We start from the raw sequence: 16,219 nt of genomic DNA, 5'->3' as shown, positions 1-16,219 counted from the left end.
AAATTTCGCATTAATCCCGACTACCATCACAACTTTATTCTTGTGAGGATGCTTTGGCTTTAATCACCGCTTCCCTAAAGCCTAAAACTACTAAAATATTGGCAATTGTTAAAAATAGCTCCGCAGAACCGTGCAGCCAATCGACATTTGCTAGCGACTCGTTGTACGCAACTTTTGCGTAAATTGCGGCGGGAATAGTCACGGCCACAAAAACAAGAGTGCCGTAAAATCCCATCAGAGCTAAACGGGGTGTTTTTCCCGATCGAGTCAAAAACCAGAGAAATCCCAAGTAGGGAAATAAAGACAGAACAAATAAAGTTTCTTTGGAAATCATTAGTAATGGGAGAGCGACCAGATACTATGATACAGCGTATTCCACATTTATGAAGTACACCCGCCTATCGTGAGCTTCCCCGTAGGGACACGGCACTGCCGTGTCCCTACACTTCACAAACCTGGAATACGCTGTAAATTAAAATATCAAAAATTAGTGTGAATAATTTTTAACTTTTAATTTTGACTTTTTAATGTTGAATTCGACACATGAACCCGTTTCTCTCGAACCGCTAGAGACTCACCCAAGCTCATAGCTTTTAACGAAAGCCGCAGCAAGTCGCCAGTATTCAAAACCCCTCACGCCCGCGCAGACAAAACCCGTAACTCGTCCCCTAACACCGTTTTTAGGATAACACATTTTCAACCGTGCCAGTCTGTTAATTGTCCCTCGCTCCAAAGCTACCCAGCAATTAAAACCAAAGTTTTCGGTCTGCTAGGCATCAAGCAAGCATTGTTCAAAACCTCTAAATCCAAGCAGCCTTTTATATGTGCTGCGATAATTTCCTTGAGCTTAGCATCAAAATCAAAACACGGGCCGCAATCCCAAATTTTGAGTTCCAACCGTCCGTTAAACACCGTAATTTCCAGTTGAACAGGAGTTTCTACTGGCAGGTTTTTGTGAGCGTGGCGAACTGCATTAGTGAAACCTTCAGCCAAAGCTAACTGACACTTCCACCAAACCTCATTGGGGATCGATAAATCTTTCAACTGCTCAAACCACTCCAAAACTAGAGTTAAAGCATTCACGTCTGTGTTGACTTGCAGGCTAATGTGTTGAACAGAACTTTCATGCAGCTCTTCTTTCTGCTGTGTTTCATTCTGCCAATCCCAGGTGTTTAATAAATTCATTAACCCATCTAAAACGCTAGCATTTTTTATATTTTGCGATCGATTGCGACTTTCTACTTCGTAAATTTTATTCAGCGATAAACAATTTCGACCGTCGAGAGTCCGGGTGTAACTTAGCTCGTCTGCAATCTGCCACATGAGTTTGATCCCTCTGCCGCCTTCTGCCAGTTCATCTATGCTGTTCGACATTTATCTTCCTCGTCTGAAAGTATTAGCTGTACCCTGTTTTCACACCCGCCGAGACAGGCGGTATTTTTTTATACTTGCTTGCTCGGTATTATTTCGGGGATCGCACAATAATGCTATCTTTTTTAGAGAAGGCAGCGCATCAGCTATATGTCTTAAAAGTCTAGGCCAATTGGCTTATTTACCGATCGCCTGTACGGAGAACGATCGCCCTTCGCAGCAAAATCCAACTACATCAAATACAAATACTTATCCGCTGTCGGAGTCAGCCACTTGCCGCAGCCGTCGCAAGCTCCAGAATCCCTGACATTCAGCGCAGCGAACGGCTCAGTGCCGTTCGCTGCAAGGGAGCCTTGAGGTGCGCGCTCTTATCCCAAAGGCGTAAGTAATATCCGCGATCGCGATCGCGATCGAACCTTACACCGTCGAGCCGCGTCAATGCACTAGACTAGGACTTGCGCCAACAACCCGGTTTTTGCTAAAAATATTGGGTTTGACAGCGAGAAATTAACGAGGAGACCGGGTTTTTAACCGCACGCGCGTAAGTCCAGCAGACAACTCGGTGCTATCGGCAGTTACAGGGCTTACCCAAACTATGACCAAATTCAAACTGAAAATTCTCGCTGCTGCAATACTGCTACTCCCATTTTGTGCAGCAATTCCCTTACAAGCTCAAAATCTGTCTTTAGTCAAACGGCTGCTAGAAACAAGAGGATGTCCCGGATGCGACTTATTTGGCGCTTCCTTGAGCGGTGCAGATTTGTTTGGCGCATCCTTGAGCAGCGCCACTCTCAGCAGGGCCGACTTAGTTGAGGCCGACTTGACTGCGGCTGACTTAATGGAAGCTAATTTAAACAACGCCAACATGAGAAACGCCTTGTTGGCCGACGCCGACCTCAGCAAAGCCGACATGAGCAGGGCCGACATCAGGGGAGCAAACTTAGAAAATGCCAACCTCAGCGAGAGTTTTCTTAGAGACGCATCCCTCCAGTTGGCTAACTTAAAATGCAGTAATTTGAGCGGCGCCAAACTAAGTCGAACCGACCTGAGAACTGCCGATTTAAGTGGTGCAAATCTCCGCAGTGCAGACCTCCAAGAAGCCGATTTAAGCGGTGCAAATCTCAGCGGTGCAGACCTCAGAGCGGCCGACTTGAGCGATGCGAGATTGAACAAAACTAATCTTACAGATGCCAATCTCTGCGGCGCCCGGATGCCGAACCGAAAAATATCTCGGCGCGGCTGCGAAGTTAAGAAAGAACAAGCGATAAGCACGAACAATTACTGCAATTACTGCTATGCCTTGAATGACTGGTGGCTGAATGTATTAAGGTTGAACTAAGCGGTATCATCGCGATAACTGCTCCGCTTCAGATATGTGCTGTTAGAATTGCCAGTAGAAGTGCGAGCAGGCGGTACAGATATCAAACTGAAGCTGTTACCGCCAATAGCTTTTATCTACTTTCAAAAACCTAAAAATTGGCTCACTGCGAGCAGATATTCTGCACCCCCGACCTGTGCCACATTATTGTGACCTCCATCAGGAACTATGTAAAGCTGTTTGGGCTCAGGTGCTGCATCAAACAGTTTTTTGCTCATGGACACTGGAACTACACTATCAGCAGTCCCGTGAATAAATAGCACCGGCATTTGCAGGCGATCGACTTTTGAAAGAGAATCAAAGCGCTGTGTCAGCAAAAAATCTATCGGAAACATCCAAAACAGCGGTTTTTGGAAATCCACCATCGCCCGCACCGAAGTAAAAGAACCCTCCACAATTAACCCTGCCGCCTCCGGGTGGCGCACTGCTAAATCGATCCCGATCGCCCCTCCCAAAGAATGACCGTAGATATAAATTTGATTCGGGTTAATTCCCCGCTGTTTCACCAAATAATCCCAAGCAAGTTGAGCATCCTCATAAACCTGAGATTCACTCGGAAAATCGCCTTGGCTTTTTCCGTAACCGCGATAATCGATCGTAAATACCGACAAACCTAAGCGATGAAATCGATTAGCGTGTTCGACATTTGCTCCCACATTGGAAGCATTCCCGTGCAGGTACAAAACTACCCCCCCTAACCCCCCCTTGTTAAGGGGGGGAACCGGATCGGCGGCCCGTCTCTCACTTTGGGGCGCAGCCAGAAGCGACTCTCCCTTTCTTGCTCCCCCCCTTAGCAAGGGGGGGCTGGGGGGGGTTTCCGAGGCAGGAATCCACCAGCCGTGCACGGTTTCCACCGCGCCTGTTTTAGTTGGAATTGGCAGCCAAACATCTTGATATCCCAACTGAAAATCGTCTGGGGTAGTTTCGATCGCCCGCGCGGGAAAAAAAATAAACTTACCTTGCGCTGCAAATAGAAATAGACAAGCAGCAGAATAAGCGATCGCCAAAACTATCCCAAAAGTTATTAGCGATTTAGACAAGAGGAATACCAGAAACTTGTTCATAAAAAATAAGGCACGCTGGAAATTAGATATCGGTCAAAAGCTAATGGCACAGAATTAATTCAGACAATTAGCCAAGATCGATTACTAACTTCCGCCGCAGCGTTCCGCCGAATTTCAAAAATTAATCCAATTCTGGGCGGTGAAAGTGCCAATTCGTAGACTGTTCGTAAGCGTGAGCCACTTGAAACAGCCGAGATTCTTGCAAAACATTAGCAATCAGTTGTATGCCCACCGGCAGTCCTTTATCATCAAATCCGCAGGGCAAACTCAAAGCTGGCAAACCAGCAAGATTCACCGGAATAGTCATCAAATCTGACAAATACATACTCAGGGGGTCATTGAATTTTTCCCCTGCCTTAAAAGCCGTAGTAGGAGCAGTGGGACAGACCAAAACATCAACTTGAGAAAAAGCTTTTTCAAAGTCTTCTTTAATCAAAGTCCGAACTTTTTGAGCTTTTAGATAATAGGCGTCGTAATATCCAGCCGACAACACGTAAGTGCCGATCGCAATCCGGCGTTTAACTTCCGCACCGAACCCTTGAGAGCGAGTTTTGGCATACATATCCAAAAGATTATCGGCGTCTGGAGACCGGAAACCAAACTTAACTCCATCATATCGCGCCAAATTTGCCGAAGCTTCCGAGGGAGCAATAATGTAGTAAGTGGGCAAACCGTAGCGGAACCGGGGACAAGAAATGACTTGAATTTCTGCGCCCAATTGTTGAAATTGCTCGATCGCCTTAGTAACAGCGTCTTTAACCCCCGAGTCCAACCCTACACCAAAAGTTTCTTTAATTACCCCAATTCTAATCTGACCCTTCGGGCGCAAACTAGGTCTCAAAGCTTGGGCGTAGTCAGGAATTGGGACATTCAGACTCGTGGAATCTCTCTTGTCGTAACCGGCGATCGCCCCCAACAAAATCGCCGCATCCTCAACAGTCCGGCCAAAGGGTCCAATTTGATCGAGAGAAGAAGCATAGGCCACCAAACCGTAGCGAGAAACCAACCCATAAGTCGGTTTCAGCCCCACCAAGCCGCAAAAAGCAGCAGGTTGGCGGATCGATCCCCCTGTATCCGAACCCAAGCTCACGACGCATTCTCCGGCGGCTACCGCTGCGGCCGAACCGCCAGAAGACCCTCCGGGCACGCGCTCCAAGTCCCAAGGATTCGCGGTAACTTGATAGGCAGAAGTTTCTGTCGAGCTCCCCATTGCAAACTCGTCCATATTCGCTTTGCCGACAATCACCGCACCGGCTGCGTGGAGTTTGGAGACGACGGTTGCATCGTAGGGAGGCACAAAATTCTCCAAAATCCGAGAGGCGCAGGTTGTGGGAATGCCGTTTGTGCACATATTGTCTTTAACGGCGATCGGAATGCCGGCCAACAGGCCAATTTCCTCGCCTGCTGCGATTTGGGCATCCACTTTGTGGGCCTGCGCCAATGCGCTGTCTGCCGTCACGCACAGAAAGCTTTTCAATTTCGGCTCTAGCTGGGTAATTCGGTCTAATGCTTCTTGAGTAATTTCCACAGCAGAGCGTTCTTTATTGACCAGTTGTCGGTGCAACTCGCGGATGGATGCCATGCTCGTACCTTTATCTTTTCTACTAGCCACTTAGCCAATATAGCTGGCAATTGCACCTGCTTACAGCCTAGGAGTCAAAGTTCGCTAGTTTTGTGGCGAAAGTTCGATCGTCTTCTGCAAGTTCCGCTCGCCGGGCGATCGCCGCTCGCTTGCAGCCTGCGCTGCGGCTTTTTCGATCGAACTGATTAAATGCTAAAATCTGAGATTAAAAACCCCTCTTTATTACTCCCAAATCACCTATGCAACTAGAAGACTATTTTAATTTTTTGGCGAGCGACGACATTCGCCTCAAAGGCACGAGAGTAGGAATTGAAACAATCCTTTATGATTTCATCCACCGCGAACGCACTCCTGAAGAAATAGCCCAAACCTACCCATCTGTTAATCTCGAACAAGTTTATGCTACCATTCTCTATTACCTGCACAACAAAGAAACTGTCAGCAAGTATTTAGCCGACTGGTTGGAGTGGAGTCACCAAGAACTTAAAGAACAGCAACTAAATCCTTCACCTGCTGCTCTGCGGATGCGGAAGCTGAGAGCCGACCAAAAAGCTAAAAATCAAACTCATGACGCTCAACTATTTGTTGGATGAAAATGTAGATTCCAGCTACAAAACTCAACTCATTCAGCGCGATCGAGAATTAGTTGTGTGGGCAGTTGGAGAACCAAACGCTCCTCGCAGAGGAACTTTAGACCCAGAAATCTTGTTGTGGTGTGAAGAACACGACTTCGTGCTAGTGACAAACAACCGCAAATCTATGCCAGTTCATTTAAAAGATAACTTTGCACAAAACCATCATGTACCAGGCATTTTTGTTTTAAATCCCAAGTTGAGCATCGGTCAAAATATTGATGAATTGATATTTATTGCTGCCGCATCGTTTGAAAATGAATATCAAGATCGAATAGTTCACTTGCCACACACTTATGTACTGGGTTCAGATTGATATTTGCTTCAAAAAAAGCGATCGCCCTGATTTATCCGCGTTAATGTGCGTTCATCTGCGGTTAAAAAAGCTCGTAGCTTGCGGGGCGGGACGCCATCGCCCTTCTATCCCTGCGAACAAAAGAGCGATTTTTCCTTACCTCAATCTATTCCCCCGTTTTAACAGCAGGCACTTTCGTCACCTTGGACTGACGGCGGCGGATCAGAACACTCACCACCTCGCCTAACTTTGCACCTCGCTGCGGCCGACTCCAATCCCCCACTTCAGCAAATCCCAGGCGGTACAAAGTGTGTATAGTTTCTAAGACTGTCGCGCGCGAACCTGTCACCGTTACGCGCACCACCTCTTGTTCGGATACTGCTGCTGAGCCGTCATTTGGAAGTTCAGATTCGATCTCATCAGGCAAAAATTCCTGTGACATAATATGGTCTCCTTGTTTTTGAGTTTTCTAGGAAAACCCAAAAACCCAGCCGCCCCGCATTTCAACACATAGCAGGGCGGCTACAGAGAATGTTAAGATTCTCGGAGCCTCCAGACTGCTTGTCCCAGTTTGGCGGTTATGCTGTCCATTGCTGTTACTAGCAGCTTTGGGCAGTGCAACTAGATTTTTGGGCGACGCAGGCTGCTTCCTCTACAAGTAAAGCAACCTTAACTCCAGAGCATAGCCGCACCGTGCTGCCAAAGTCAACCAGTTTTAGATTGAAATTTGTAAATTTTAGACTTGCTTCATCCGGGTCAATCCGCCGACCTCTGCCGTAAAAAAAACCTCCATATTTGCCCGAACGATCCCAGCATCAAAATTTCATCCGGAATTCTCCCCAAACCGCGAGAAATATGGTAAGAAGTTCCCGATGCCCCGTTGGAGGAATGCCACCTAAAGCTCACCTAGAATCTCACCTGACGGCAGAGGAACTCAAACTTCGCTACCGGCAGGCACAAAACACCACAGAGTCCCGCCGCTGGCACTTGCTGCTATTAGTTTCCCGAAATTGGACTATCAAAGAAGCAGCCCAAGTTGTAGGTCTCAACTACGACTACGCCAAAGAAATTGTCCAGCGTTACAACCGAGAAGGGCCTGACTCTGTGAGAAACCGCAGCGGAGACCGCCAGCCCCCTCCAGCTAAATCCTTGCTGAATCCAGAACAGCAAGAAGAACTGCGACAAGCGCTGCAAAACCCAGCCCCCGACGGCGGAGACTGGACAGGCCCCAAAGTAGCTCGCTGGATTGCCGAAAAGACTGGTAGCGCTCATGTCTGGCCTCAACGCGGCTGGGATTACCTCAAGCGGTTGGGTGCTGACTGGCGGCGGCGGCGCAGAAAGTAGATAGTTCGCAATATTTAGAGGGGGTTGATTGCTAGGAGTGCGATCGCTCCCTTTATTTTAGTTGTTTTGCCTTTCTCGGCGCGATCGAACTTTCACATTTTCGATTGTTGATTTGTTCTCCAATCTAAAATCTAAAATCTAAATTCTAAAATCGTTTGACTGATGTAACAATAGCTGCTTATATAGAATTTGGTTGTGTTGAGGATGTTGAATATGCGAGGGATCAGGCGTTTTTTGTCGATCGCAAACAAGATGGCGGCAGTAGTAGCCGGCATCGGACTGGTTCAGATGTTAACCATCGCAAGTTCATTCTCTCAATCATCTAACCCGCGTTCCCTAGACGAACTCTACAAAATTCGCGATCGACTCGTCACCGAATTAGAACAACCCGCCTCTCCCTCCCCAGAACCAACCCTGCTCTCAGGCTTAGTTCCCCTCGCCGCCAATCCTCAAGAAAAACTGCTTTCTCAGTTGCAAGCGGTAGAGGTAGAAATATTAGTAGAACAGAGAGCTAACGACAACTTGCAGCAAGCAGTCCGTTTAGCCAACCAAGCCGTAGAAAGAGGACGGCAGCCAAATCAGTCGATCGAATTTTCGCAGCAAACTCAATTTTTGTGGAACCAGGCACTCAATAACTTGCAGGAAGTTCCTCAATATTCATTTTTAGCTTCCCTCACTGCCTCAAAAACTCAAGAATACCGGGAAAATTTAACGGCAGCAACGTCTCAAGTGCAGCAAGCAAAATCCGATTTTTTGGCTGTGGTTGCTCGGGAAAGTGGCTTGTCTGGGCAAGCTTCGATCGGCATTTGCCACCTTTCTAGAGAGTGCGTAAACCTGCGGGGCGATGTGCCTCCTGTCAGTCCTGCCAGCTTAATTAAACTGCCGATTGCTGTAGCGCTGATGCAAAAAGTGGAAAAAGAGAAAATTAGTCTGAACAAGGAAGTCTTTGTCAATCGCGGTAATTTTACAGAAGACTCATCGACGCAGATTTTGTCTCCTAAAAATTACCCGCTACAGCTACTGTTAGAAGAAATGATCGATCGCAGCAGCAATACCGCCACCAATCAACTTATTGATTATTTGGGTTCGGATTACATCAATCAATTCTTAGAGAATCGCGGCTACCAAGTCACCCGCGTCAACTTCAAATTAATGGGGGAAAAGATTATGCCAACCAACCCCGGTTCCGGCCCCAACCGCTTGACTGCTAACGAGCTCACCGAAATGATGGTGCAAATTTACAATGGCGAAACACCGGGTGCTAAACTGTTAATAGAAACTCTCAACCGCCAGTACGATCGCGCTCTGGGATTTGCCGCCTTGGAAGGAACTCAAGCTCAATGGTTGGGCGAAAAAACCGGCGAAAATTCCCTAGTTCTGGGCACAACTTTAGCGATGAGCATTGACGGCGAAGCCTATGTGATGACTGTGATTGACTCCCGCAGCAGCGGCGATCGACAAATTCGCCAGTCTATTTCTAAAATTGCCGATTACATTAGCCGGAACCCCAGCTTTTAACGGTTGGAATACACAATTTCTAGCGGGGGACAACGCACCCCCCAAACAGTTAAAAAATGGCGCATCAAAAACTCAGCGTTTCCGTCAAAGGCGAAGGATTTCCCATCCTCTGCTTGCACGGCCATCCAGGTTCCGGCGATTGTATGTCCGTCTTTACAGAACACTTATCAAAGCGGTTCCAGACGATCGCCCCAGACTTGCGCGGATACGGCAACAGCCGCACCTCAACTTTCTTTGAAATGACCGACCACCTCCTCGATTTAGAAGCACTTCTAGACAGATTGGGAGTCGATCGGTGTTTGGTAATCGGATGGTCTTTGGGAGGGATTTTAGCCCTGGAATTAGCAATGAAATATCCCCAGCGAGTCACCGGTTTGATTCTACTTGCATCCGCGGCCAAACCGCGAGGAAGTCACCCTCCTATCTCTTGGCAAGATAACCTTTACACCGGTTTAGCCGGAATTATCAATTGGGCGATACCCGGTTGGCAGTGGAATATTGATACTTTTGCTAGGCGATCGCTCTTTCGCTACTTGATACAGCAGCATACAGCCACCCCTTACCGCTACTTAGCACAGGCAGGTACCCCCGCCTACCTCAAAACTTCCAACACGGCCACCAAGGCGTTAAATACCGCTCTCAGGGCCGGATACGATCGACTGATCCACCTCGACGACATTCAATGTCCGAGCTTGGTATTGGCCGGAGAGGCCGATCGGCACATCACCTCGGCATCCAGTTTAGAAACAGCCCGCCACCTCCACGAGTGTCAGTGGCAGTGCTATCCAAATACAGCCCACTTGTTCCCTTGGGAAATTCCCGATCGGGTAATCGCAGACATCGATCGCTGGATTGAGAGTTTCCCCCAAGCAGTTGGCAATTGCGAGTGTTGAGTTTTGAGGGGGGAATCCCTATTTTGTAAACAGCGTTTTTTAGGAGTGCGAGCGTCCCGCTCGCTTGGTGATATCATGTCCGGTTAATCAGTTATCATTTCACTGCGAGCGTCTCGCGATCGAGCGAGACGCTCGCACTCGCAATAAATATAAGCGATCGCTCGCACATGATATTATATATCCATAACGAACTCTCACAGCGAACACTCCTAAAAAACCAAAATTAAGATGCTCCCAAAGTTTTGAATTTACCACTCAAAATTCAAAATTACCTCTACTTTTACTGACTGCTCAAAACAGGCCACAGCCCTCCCTCACCAAGCTTTCCCAAATCATCTGCAACAGTCAAACTAATAGGTTTGCAGCGGTGAATCGAAACACTCATACCTTCTGCACCTTCATTTTCTATGTCTTCTACATATCCTGCTTTGGCACCTTCGGCCTCTTGAGAAGTCAAGAACGGACCAAAATAGTAAATGCACCGCGGCGCTGAAGTTTTAACTTCAACCCACCAAGCCAATCCGAAAAAATTGAGCAAGCTAATCAAGAGTTCTTTCATGTGATTTTCTAATGTATTTTACGGTTTTTTCCAGAGTGCTGCGGGCAAGGCCTAGACCTTCGTTATGTACACTTTGTTATACTGTGTTGCATTTTTTTTTTCAATCACCGAAGATGGGAAGCTTGGGGGGGGGGCGAGAAGCCCCCGGCTTTAGAAGGTGGGGCTAATGACCGTTACGATCCGTGTACGTGAAACTTTTTGGGCCCGCGCTGGCGGTAAATTTCGTATAAAGCCATTCCTGTTGCTACCGAAACATTCAAGCTAGGAGTATTTCCCCTTAAAGGAATTGAAACTAATCCGTCACAGCCGCGCTGTATCAAAAGGCTCAAACCGTCAGCTTCACCGCCCACAACTAAAACAGTGGGCCCAGAGAACTTGATTGTCTCTACCGAGTCACCCACGCCTGCTGCAGTGCCGTAAATCCAGAATCCAGCCTCTTTCAATTCTTCCAGCGCCCGGTTAAGATTGACAACCCTCGCCACTGGCAGGCTTTCCAATGCCCCTGCTGCCACTTTTCTCACTGCCGAGGTAATCCCAACGGCCCGCCGCTGTGGAATCACCATGCCCTGAGTTCCCAATGCTTCAGCCGTGCGAATAATCGCCCCTAGATTGTGGGGGTCGTTGAGTCCTTCTGCTACCACAATTACGGGATCGGCGCAAGCAGACTTAGCCTTCGCGATCAGTTCGCTCAAATCCAGGTATTCGTAAGCCGATACTTGAGCGGCTACGCCTTGGTGGTTTGCCTTGCGCGTGATGTAGTCGAGGCGCAAATCGTCAACTTCGTCAATGATGCTGCCGTTGGCTTTGGCTTCGGTTAGCAAGCTGTGGAAGCGGGGATCGTAGCGCAGGTGCGGGACAACCCAAATCCGGTTGATCACTTGGTTTGTTTCTAAAGCCGCTTGCACCGCATGGCGGCCGTAAATCATGTCTGAGTCTGTGTCTGGCTGCACGACGGTGTTTGAGGCACTGTCAACAGGGCGAGTGTCTCTGTCTTTGTCTCTGTCTCTGAAATGGTTGCCCCGGAATTCCGGCGGGCTGCTGTCTCTGTCATTGTCTCTGTCTTTGTAATAATTGCCCCGGGATTCCTGTGGGCTGCTGTCTCTGTTTCTGTCTTTGTAAAAATTACCCCGGGATTCCTGCGGGCTGCTGTCTCTGTCTCGGAAGTTGTTGCGGGATTCCTGCGGGCTGCTGTCTCTGTCTCGGAAATTGTTGCGGGCTGGCTGCGGGCTGCTGTCTCTGTCTCGGAAGTTGTTGCGGGCCGGCTGCGGGCTGCTGTATCCGTCTCTGTCTCCGTCTCCGTCTCTGTCTTTGAAAGGATTATTACGGAGAATGGACGGTTGGCTGTCGGAATCGACTCTCCGTTTGAAAATCGATCGCACGACGGGCATTTCTCGGGGTTGGGGGGAGAAAGTCGATCGTTTTTGAGGCGCGTCTACTCCGCGAGTGTCGGGACGGGGCTTGCGTTCAAAGCGGGGAGAGGATGGTTGTGAGTCCTGACGGCGGCCTTCGCTTTTGAATGGTTTGCTGTCGGAATTCGGGCGCGAGAAGTTTGGTCTGGTAAATTTTCTCATTGGTTTCTTGTGGTCAAAAAGTTTTGGCTGAAGGCTAATCGATTGTAGATTGTAGATGTGAGATTCTTGATTGAGGAAGCAATCTTTGGGCTTTGAGATTTTAGATAGTCTAGGGAGGGAGCAAGGATTTTGTTGTGTTAAAGTTGCTAGTTAATAACTGATAAGTCCTGTTTGCTCGATCGAGCTTTTTGCTGTTTTAGCTTTGCCACCGTGCCCGAGTTGTTAATTAGTCCCTCGCGATTGGCAACTCTTAACTGCTAAATCTTTTAAGTCTCAAGTTCTAAAAGTGCCAAAAGTTCGGTCAATCTTTTGGGATCGGTGAGGTACAAATATCCGACCAAAGTTTCTAAGCTGCTGGCTTGTTGGTATATCTCTGGATCTGCTCGCTTGGAACGGCCCGCTGCGGCATTGCGGCCGCGCTTGACAATTGCTAATTCTGTACTGTTCAAGTAAGGAGAGAGCGATCGCAAGTGACGCGCTTGAGTTTCGGCTCGTACTTGCCCCACCACCAATTCGTGATAAGCTTGCAATCTTCTGGGCGGCACTAAGTACGAACTCCGAACGTAGAGTTCGTACACTGCATCTCCCAAATATGCCCAGGCTGCGGGCGAAATCCTTTCTATTTCTGCTGGTGTAGCCCTCGCAGGATGCACTCGATTTAAACTGATATCAGTCAGACTCAGTTTGAGCCCGTCATCTGCGATCGGCGACATACTTTTTTAAATAAAACTTCCGCACAGCTTGGTTTTTCTAGTCACTTACTTATTTCGTCTTTCGTCACTTCAGCAATTATAGCGAGTGCACGGCTTTGTTAACGCGATCGCTACCTGCTGGTTCCCTACTTCTTATACCATTTTTCCGCCTGTTTGCCGCACCTATTTTACTGCCCATCCACCGGAGATCAAAGCCTCGGGGAAAATAGCGGTTGGCGCGTGTTGCAGCTTCTGGGAAAATCGGTATGGTTTTACCAGCACCGCAATAAAAATTTGCTATCCAGCGTTGAGAACCGGATAGCTAATTAAATCCACTTTGGCGTCAAGCATCCTTGACGTTTTTTACCGCCTCATCAACCGAAGGCTGCAAAGACAAAAATTTCTCTAAGCGAACCAGTTTAACAGTCTGAGTTACGCGGGGATTTGAGACAATTTGCAACGTCCCCTCCATGGTTTGGGCTTTCTTGACAAGTTGCACAAGTGCGCCCAAGCCTGAACTGTCCACAAAGTCTATCTGAGACAAGTCCAAAATTACGTGTTTTGGGCCCTCGTCAATACATTTGCTCAGTACCTTCCGAAAAGTTGCCTCAGAAAAAGCGTCCAGCAGGCCCGTCAGGCGAAATAACTGATAGTTATTCCTGACTTCGCGAGTGCCTCTGAGGCTAACGGTCAGGGTCAATGACTCAGGAATGACACCCTCCTAGCTAGATGTTGCTTAAAGTTGAGGATTCATTATACGAGTTTTTTGGTCTTTTGTCTACTGTTTTTTAGTTATTGGTCATTAGTCATTGGTCATTGGGGATCGGTCATCTGCACAAACAGCAAACCCTAGATAATGACGGCTGACTATTGACCAATGACTAATGACTGCTGACTAAGCTGCTGCTTTCTGATTTTCTCTCATTGACTGCACGAATCGATCGAACAAATAGTCGGCGTCGTGCGGTCCCGGACTGGCTTCCGGGTGGTACTGGACTGAAAACAGCGGCAGGGTTTTGTGCTTCAATCCGGCTACGGTGCGATCGTTCAAATTGAGATGAGTAATTTCTACTTCCGGGAGTAGGGAATCCGGGTCGATCGCAAAACCGTGATTTTGGCTAGTAATTTCTATTTGCTGCGTCAAACCCGCTGGATGATTTAATCCCCGGTGGCCGAACTTGAGTTTAAAAGTTTCTGCACCCAAGGAAATCCCCAGAATTTGGTGTCCCATGCAGATGCCGAATACGGGTTTGTCCGACTTTAACAAAGCTTTCGCAGTCGCGATCCCTTCCGTTACCGCCGACGGATCTCCCGGGCCGTTGGACAGAAAAATGCCGTCCGGGTTGTATTTGAGGATTTCTTCCGGCGACGTGTCAGCGGGGACAACAATTACCCGACACCCGTAACTCGCCAAACGCCGCAGGATGTTGCGCTTGATCCCAAAATCGATCGCTACCACCGTCCACATTTCGCCGCTAGGGGGTTTGACTGTGGGACTGAACTCCCAAACCGAATCTGTGGCTTCAGACCACTCGTAAACCTCGCGGGTCGTCACTTCCCGGACAAGATTCAGCCCGGCCATGCTGGGGGCGTCTTGCACTTGCTCCAAAAGCTCCGCCTGGTCGAGAATCGTGGTCGAAATGCCGCCGTTGATCGCTCCCACCGTGCGGATTTTGCGAGTGAGGGCGCGGGTGTCGATCCCGTAAATTCCCGGGATATCGTACTGTTTCAGGTAGTCTTGCAGAGATTGCGAACAGCGCCAGTTGCTGGGTCGGCTGCATACGTTCCGGGCGATCGCACCTCGAATTTGCGGGCGCGAGGATTCTTCGTCTTCGAGATTTACCCCGGTATTGCCCAATTCTGGATAAGTAAAAGTTACAATTTGGCCGCAATAGCTGGGATCGGTCAAGACTTCTTGGTACCCCGTCATTCCCGTATTGAATACTACCTCGCCGACGACGGTAGCGTTAGCGCCAAACGACCAGCCTCGGTAAGCAGTACCGTCAGCCAGGACTAGGAGAGCGGGTTGTGCAGTTGAAAGTGACATGGCATCCTTGAATTACTGTCGTGTGGTTTAATTCTTATCACTGCCTGGGATTTGATGCTAGTCGGCAATGTACAGATATTATTTTAATTTGTGCAATGCCAGTTTCTGCCGATCGACAACAACCAGCCCCCGCCTCTATCTGGCGCTCGGTCAAACTAAAGTAACGCCTCTGGGCGATCGCCACAGCTAAATCTCTACCGATCGGCAGTTGTCGCTGTTACGATCGAGCTACAGCGTTTTACTAAACTATGCCTAGCAAATCTCAAAAGCCTTTACTCTCAAACTTATACAAGCATCTACTGAACGCTCAAAACCTGCGCCAACCTTTACTGTTTTTAACAGCGGTTATTTCTCTGAGCAGTTCAATTTTACTAGGGACTGTTGCCAACTCCTCCCGAGCCGCAGCTCAAGAAAGTGAGGGATGCTTCATGCGCAGTTCGTCAGGCCGAACCCTCAACCTCAGCCAATCAGTCTGCGGTTTTCTCCCCAAAGAATCGACTCCCGCCACTTCGGCGGCTGCCAAGTCTGGAGTATTTCAGGCAAAAATTAAACGCAGAGAGGCTAATATCCCGGTCATAGAAGTCACGTTTAACGGCAAACAAAAGTTCGAGATGATGGTAGATTCTGGAGCCAGCGGCACAGTAATTACACCAGCAATGGCTAAAGCCTTGGGCGTTGTTCTCCAGGGAACAGTGCAAGCACAAACTCCGAACGGAGTGGCTACTTTTCCCCTCGGTCGTTTGACTTCTATTGAAGCTGGGGGTCTGGCGGTTCAAAATGTAGTTGTTGCCATCTCGCCATCCCTAGAGATCGGACTTTTGGGTCACGACTTTTTTGGTAATAAAGACATAACGATTAAGCAAGATGTCATTGAATTTCGATCGCGCTCGTGAACGGAAGGAACCACGAAGAAGGCAACCCCCCCTCACCCAGAAGGGGGGAAGAAAGCAGAAAGAAGAAAGAAAATTAGCAGTTTTGCTTCCTCTTTGAAATTATGGCATTTGAATTCGATCATCTCTTTATCTGTACTGATATTGGTGCCGGCTTTGCCGATCGATTAGTATCGCTCGGTTTAGTGGAGGGATCGTCTAGAACTCATCCCGGGCAAGGTACAGCCAATCGCTGTTTCTTTTTCCACAACGCGATGTTGGAGTTGTTGTGGGTTCACGATCCAGAAGAGGCGAAGTCAGAGCCAATTGGGAGCATGTCACTTTTGCGATAAGTATTTATACTTGTGCAGTTTTTCGAGGTCTACCAATTAAGCCATTTAAGT

At 48.3% G+C, this 16,219-nt stretch carries 20 protein-coding genes; 9 read left to right on the top strand and 11 right to left on the bottom strand.

Annotated features, from left to right (window positions below):
• Positions 1-34: 34 nt before the first annotated feature.
• The 3 genes from QUA02_RS22875 to QUA02_RS22865 form a co-directional block, all read right to left on the bottom strand.
• Positions 35-334: a DUF3593 domain-containing protein gene (locus QUA02_RS22875; protein ID WP_332978623.1), complete on the bottom strand. Its 300-nt coding sequence runs from the start codon at positions 332-334 to the stop codon at positions 35-37.
• A gap of 401 nt (positions 335-735) precedes the next feature.
• Positions 736-1,374 carry an ATP-binding protein gene (locus QUA02_RS22870; RefSeq protein WP_333030945.1) on the bottom strand — a complete coding sequence of 213 codons (639 nt, stop codon included), beginning with the start codon at positions 1,372-1,374 and terminating at the stop codon, positions 736-738.
• 307 nt (positions 1,375-1,681) lie between these two features.
• Positions 1,682-1,810 (bottom strand): hypothetical protein, encoded by a 129-nt coding sequence (locus QUA02_RS22865; protein ID WP_333030943.1) that lies wholly within the window; start codon positions 1,808-1,810, stop codon positions 1,682-1,684.
• A gap of 156 nt (positions 1,811-1,966) precedes the next feature.
• On the opposite strand from QUA02_RS22865, the gene QUA02_RS22860 reads away from it, so the two are divergent.
• Entirely contained in the window at positions 1,967-2,710 is a 744-nt protein-coding gene (locus QUA02_RS22860; RefSeq protein ID WP_333030941.1) for a pentapeptide repeat-containing protein, read from the top strand.
• A gap of 122 nt (positions 2,711-2,832) precedes the next feature.
• Here QUA02_RS22860 and QUA02_RS22855 read toward each other — a convergent pair whose 3' ends face one another.
• Both QUA02_RS22855 and gatA read right to left on the bottom strand, forming a co-directional pair.
• A complete protein-coding gene (locus tag QUA02_RS22855; protein WP_333030939.1) occupies positions 2,833-3,813 on the bottom strand; it encodes an alpha/beta hydrolase in 981 nt (326 codons plus the stop codon).
• Positions 3,814-3,934: 121 nt separating this feature from the next.
• Positions 3,935-5,395: an Asp-tRNA(Asn)/Glu-tRNA(Gln) amidotransferase subunit GatA gene (gatA, locus tag QUA02_RS22850; RefSeq protein WP_333030936.1), complete on the bottom strand. Its 1,461-nt coding sequence runs from the start codon at positions 5,393-5,395 to the stop codon at positions 3,935-3,937.
• A 239-nt stretch (positions 5,396-5,634) separates the two neighbouring features.
• On the opposite strand from gatA, the gene QUA02_RS22845 reads away from it, so the two are divergent.
• Both QUA02_RS22845 and QUA02_RS22840 read left to right on the top strand, forming a co-directional pair.
• Positions 5,635-5,988 carry a DUF433 domain-containing protein gene (locus QUA02_RS22845; protein WP_333030934.1) on the top strand — a complete coding sequence of 118 codons (354 nt, stop codon included), beginning with the start codon at positions 5,635-5,637 and terminating at the stop codon, positions 5,986-5,988.
• On the top strand, positions 5,963-6,343 hold the full coding sequence (locus tag QUA02_RS22840) for a DUF5615 family PIN-like protein (protein ID WP_333030932.1): 381 nt from the start codon (positions 5,963-5,965) through the stop codon (positions 6,341-6,343). Before QUA02_RS22845 ends, QUA02_RS22840 begins: the two co-directional genes overlap by 26 nt.
• A 145-nt stretch (positions 6,344-6,488) precedes the next feature.
• Here the strand turns inward: QUA02_RS22840 and QUA02_RS22835 are convergent, their stop codons facing one another.
• Positions 6,489-6,764 carry a hypothetical protein gene (locus tag QUA02_RS22835; protein ID WP_333030931.1) on the bottom strand — a complete coding sequence of 92 codons (276 nt, stop codon included), beginning with the start codon at positions 6,762-6,764 and terminating at the stop codon, positions 6,489-6,491.
• A 446-nt stretch (positions 6,765-7,210) separates the two neighbouring features.
• On the opposite strand from QUA02_RS22835, the gene QUA02_RS22830 reads away from it, so the two are divergent.
• From QUA02_RS22830 to QUA02_RS22820, 3 genes are all read left to right on the top strand, one after another.
• The gene (locus tag QUA02_RS22830) at positions 7,211-7,666 is read left to right on the top strand and encodes a helix-turn-helix domain-containing protein (protein ID WP_333031022.1); all 456 of its coding nucleotides are present in this window, start codon (positions 7,211-7,213) and stop codon (positions 7,664-7,666) included.
• 213 nt (positions 7,667-7,879) lie between these two features.
• A complete protein-coding gene (locus tag QUA02_RS22825; protein ID WP_333030929.1) occupies positions 7,880-9,184 on the top strand; it encodes a serine hydrolase in 1,305 nt (434 codons plus the stop codon).
• A 56-nt stretch (positions 9,185-9,240) separates the two neighbouring features.
• Positions 9,241-10,077, top strand: a complete 837-nt coding sequence (locus QUA02_RS22820) for an alpha/beta fold hydrolase (RefSeq protein WP_333030928.1) — start codon at positions 9,241-9,243, stop codon at positions 10,075-10,077.
• Between the two features lie 280 nt (positions 10,078-10,357).
• Here QUA02_RS22820 and QUA02_RS22815 read toward each other — a convergent pair whose 3' ends face one another.
• The 5 genes from QUA02_RS22815 to carA all read right to left on the bottom strand — a co-directional run bounded on the left by QUA02_RS22815 (position 10,358) and on the right by carA (position 14,946).
• Complete coding sequence (locus QUA02_RS22815) at positions 10,358-10,636, bottom strand: DUF1816 domain-containing protein (RefSeq protein WP_333030925.1); 279 nt, start codon at positions 10,634-10,636, stop codon at positions 10,358-10,360.
• Between the two features lie 173 nt (positions 10,637-10,809).
• The gene (rlmB, locus tag QUA02_RS22810; protein ID WP_333030923.1) at positions 10,810-12,207 is read right to left on the bottom strand and encodes a 23S rRNA (guanosine(2251)-2'-O)-methyltransferase RlmB; all 1,398 of its coding nucleotides are present in this window, start codon (positions 12,205-12,207) and stop codon (positions 10,810-10,812) included.
• A gap of 266 nt (positions 12,208-12,473) precedes the next feature.
• Positions 12,474-12,920 carry a Mini-ribonuclease 3 gene (locus QUA02_RS22805; protein ID WP_333030922.1) on the bottom strand — a complete coding sequence of 149 codons (447 nt, stop codon included), beginning with the start codon at positions 12,918-12,920 and terminating at the stop codon, positions 12,474-12,476.
• Positions 12,921-13,242: 322 nt separating this feature from the next.
• On the bottom strand, positions 13,243-13,599 hold the full coding sequence (locus QUA02_RS22800; protein WP_333030921.1) for an STAS domain-containing protein: 357 nt from the start codon (positions 13,597-13,599) through the stop codon (positions 13,243-13,245).
• A gap of 195 nt (positions 13,600-13,794) precedes the next feature.
• Positions 13,795-14,946 carry a glutamine-hydrolyzing carbamoyl-phosphate synthase small subunit gene (gene carA / locus QUA02_RS22795; RefSeq protein WP_333030919.1) on the bottom strand — a complete coding sequence of 384 codons (1,152 nt, stop codon included), beginning with the start codon at positions 14,944-14,946 and terminating at the stop codon, positions 13,795-13,797.
• Between the two features lie 67 nt (positions 14,947-15,013).
• Here carA and QUA02_RS22790 point away from each other — a divergent pair, with 67 nt between their 5' ends.
• From QUA02_RS22790 to QUA02_RS22780, 3 genes are all read left to right on the top strand, one after another.
• On the top strand, positions 15,014-15,136 hold the full coding sequence (locus QUA02_RS22790) for a hypothetical protein (protein ID WP_333030917.1): 123 nt from the start codon (positions 15,014-15,016) through the stop codon (positions 15,134-15,136).
• Between the two features lie 58 nt (positions 15,137-15,194).
• On the top strand, positions 15,195-15,839 hold the full coding sequence (locus QUA02_RS22785) for a retropepsin-like aspartic protease family protein (RefSeq protein WP_333030914.1): 645 nt from the start codon (positions 15,195-15,197) through the stop codon (positions 15,837-15,839).
• A 101-nt stretch (positions 15,840-15,940) separates the two neighbouring features.
• Positions 15,941-16,168 (top strand): VOC family protein, encoded by a 228-nt coding sequence (locus tag QUA02_RS22780; RefSeq protein WP_333030913.1) that lies wholly within the window; start codon positions 15,941-15,943, stop codon positions 16,166-16,168.
• Positions 16,169-16,219: the final 51 nt, after the last annotated feature.

Origin of the sequence: Microcoleus pseudofavosus SVA1_A4 (assembly GCF_036700565.1) — a bacterium.
GTDB lineage: Bacteria > Cyanobacteriota > Cyanobacteriia > Cyanobacteriales > Microcoleaceae > Microcoleus.
The sequence above is the reverse complement of the archived record's forward strand: the minus strand, read 5'-3'. Positions and strand labels throughout refer to the sequence as shown.

Coding starts and splice junctions, on each gene's coding strand:
- QUA02_RS22875 (WP_332978623.1), bottom strand. CDS start 334: ATGATTTCCAAAGAAACTTTATTTGTTCTGTCTTTATTTCCCTACTTG.
- QUA02_RS22870 (WP_333030945.1), bottom strand. CDS start 1,374: ATGTCGAACAGCATAGATGAACTGGCAGAAGGCGGCAGAGGGATCAAA.
- QUA02_RS22860 (WP_333030941.1), top strand. CDS start 1,967: ATGACCAAATTCAAACTGAAAATTCTCGCTGCTGCAATACTGCTACTC.
- QUA02_RS22855 (WP_333030939.1), bottom strand. CDS start 3,813: ATGAACAAGTTTCTGGTATTCCTCTTGTCTAAATCGCTAATAACTTTT.
- gatA (WP_333030936.1), bottom strand. CDS start 5,395: ATGGCATCCATCCGCGAGTTGCACCGACAACTGGTCAATAAAGAACGC.
- QUA02_RS22845 (WP_333030934.1), top strand. CDS start 5,635: ATGCAACTAGAAGACTATTTTAATTTTTTGGCGAGCGACGACATTCGC.
- QUA02_RS22840 (WP_333030932.1), top strand. CDS start 5,963: ATGACGCTCAACTATTTGTTGGATGAAAATGTAGATTCCAGCTACAAA.
- QUA02_RS22835 (WP_333030931.1), bottom strand. CDS start 6,764: ATGTCACAGGAATTTTTGCCTGATGAGATCGAATCTGAACTTCCAAAT.
- QUA02_RS22830 (WP_333031022.1), top strand. CDS start 7,211: ATGCCACCTAAAGCTCACCTAGAATCTCACCTGACGGCAGAGGAACTC.
- QUA02_RS22825 (WP_333030929.1), top strand. CDS start 7,880: ATGCGAGGGATCAGGCGTTTTTTGTCGATCGCAAACAAGATGGCGGCA.
- QUA02_RS22820 (WP_333030928.1), top strand. CDS start 9,241: ATGGCGCATCAAAAACTCAGCGTTTCCGTCAAAGGCGAAGGATTTCCC.
- QUA02_RS22815 (WP_333030925.1), bottom strand. CDS start 10,636: ATGAAAGAACTCTTGATTAGCTTGCTCAATTTTTTCGGATTGGCTTGG.
- rlmB (WP_333030923.1), bottom strand. CDS start 12,207: ATGAGAAAATTTACCAGACCAAACTTCTCGCGCCCGAATTCCGACAGC.
- QUA02_RS22805 (WP_333030922.1), bottom strand. CDS start 12,920: ATGTCGCCGATCGCAGATGACGGGCTCAAACTGAGTCTGACTGATATC.
- carA (WP_333030919.1), bottom strand. CDS start 14,946: ATGTCACTTTCAACTGCACAACCCGCTCTCCTAGTCCTGGCTGACGGT.
- QUA02_RS22790 (WP_333030917.1), top strand. CDS start 15,014: ATGTACAGATATTATTTTAATTTGTGCAATGCCAGTTTCTGCCGATCG.
- QUA02_RS22785 (WP_333030914.1), top strand. CDS start 15,195: ATGCCTAGCAAATCTCAAAAGCCTTTACTCTCAAACTTATACAAGCAT.
- QUA02_RS22780 (WP_333030913.1), top strand. CDS start 15,941: ATGGCATTTGAATTCGATCATCTCTTTATCTGTACTGATATTGGTGCC.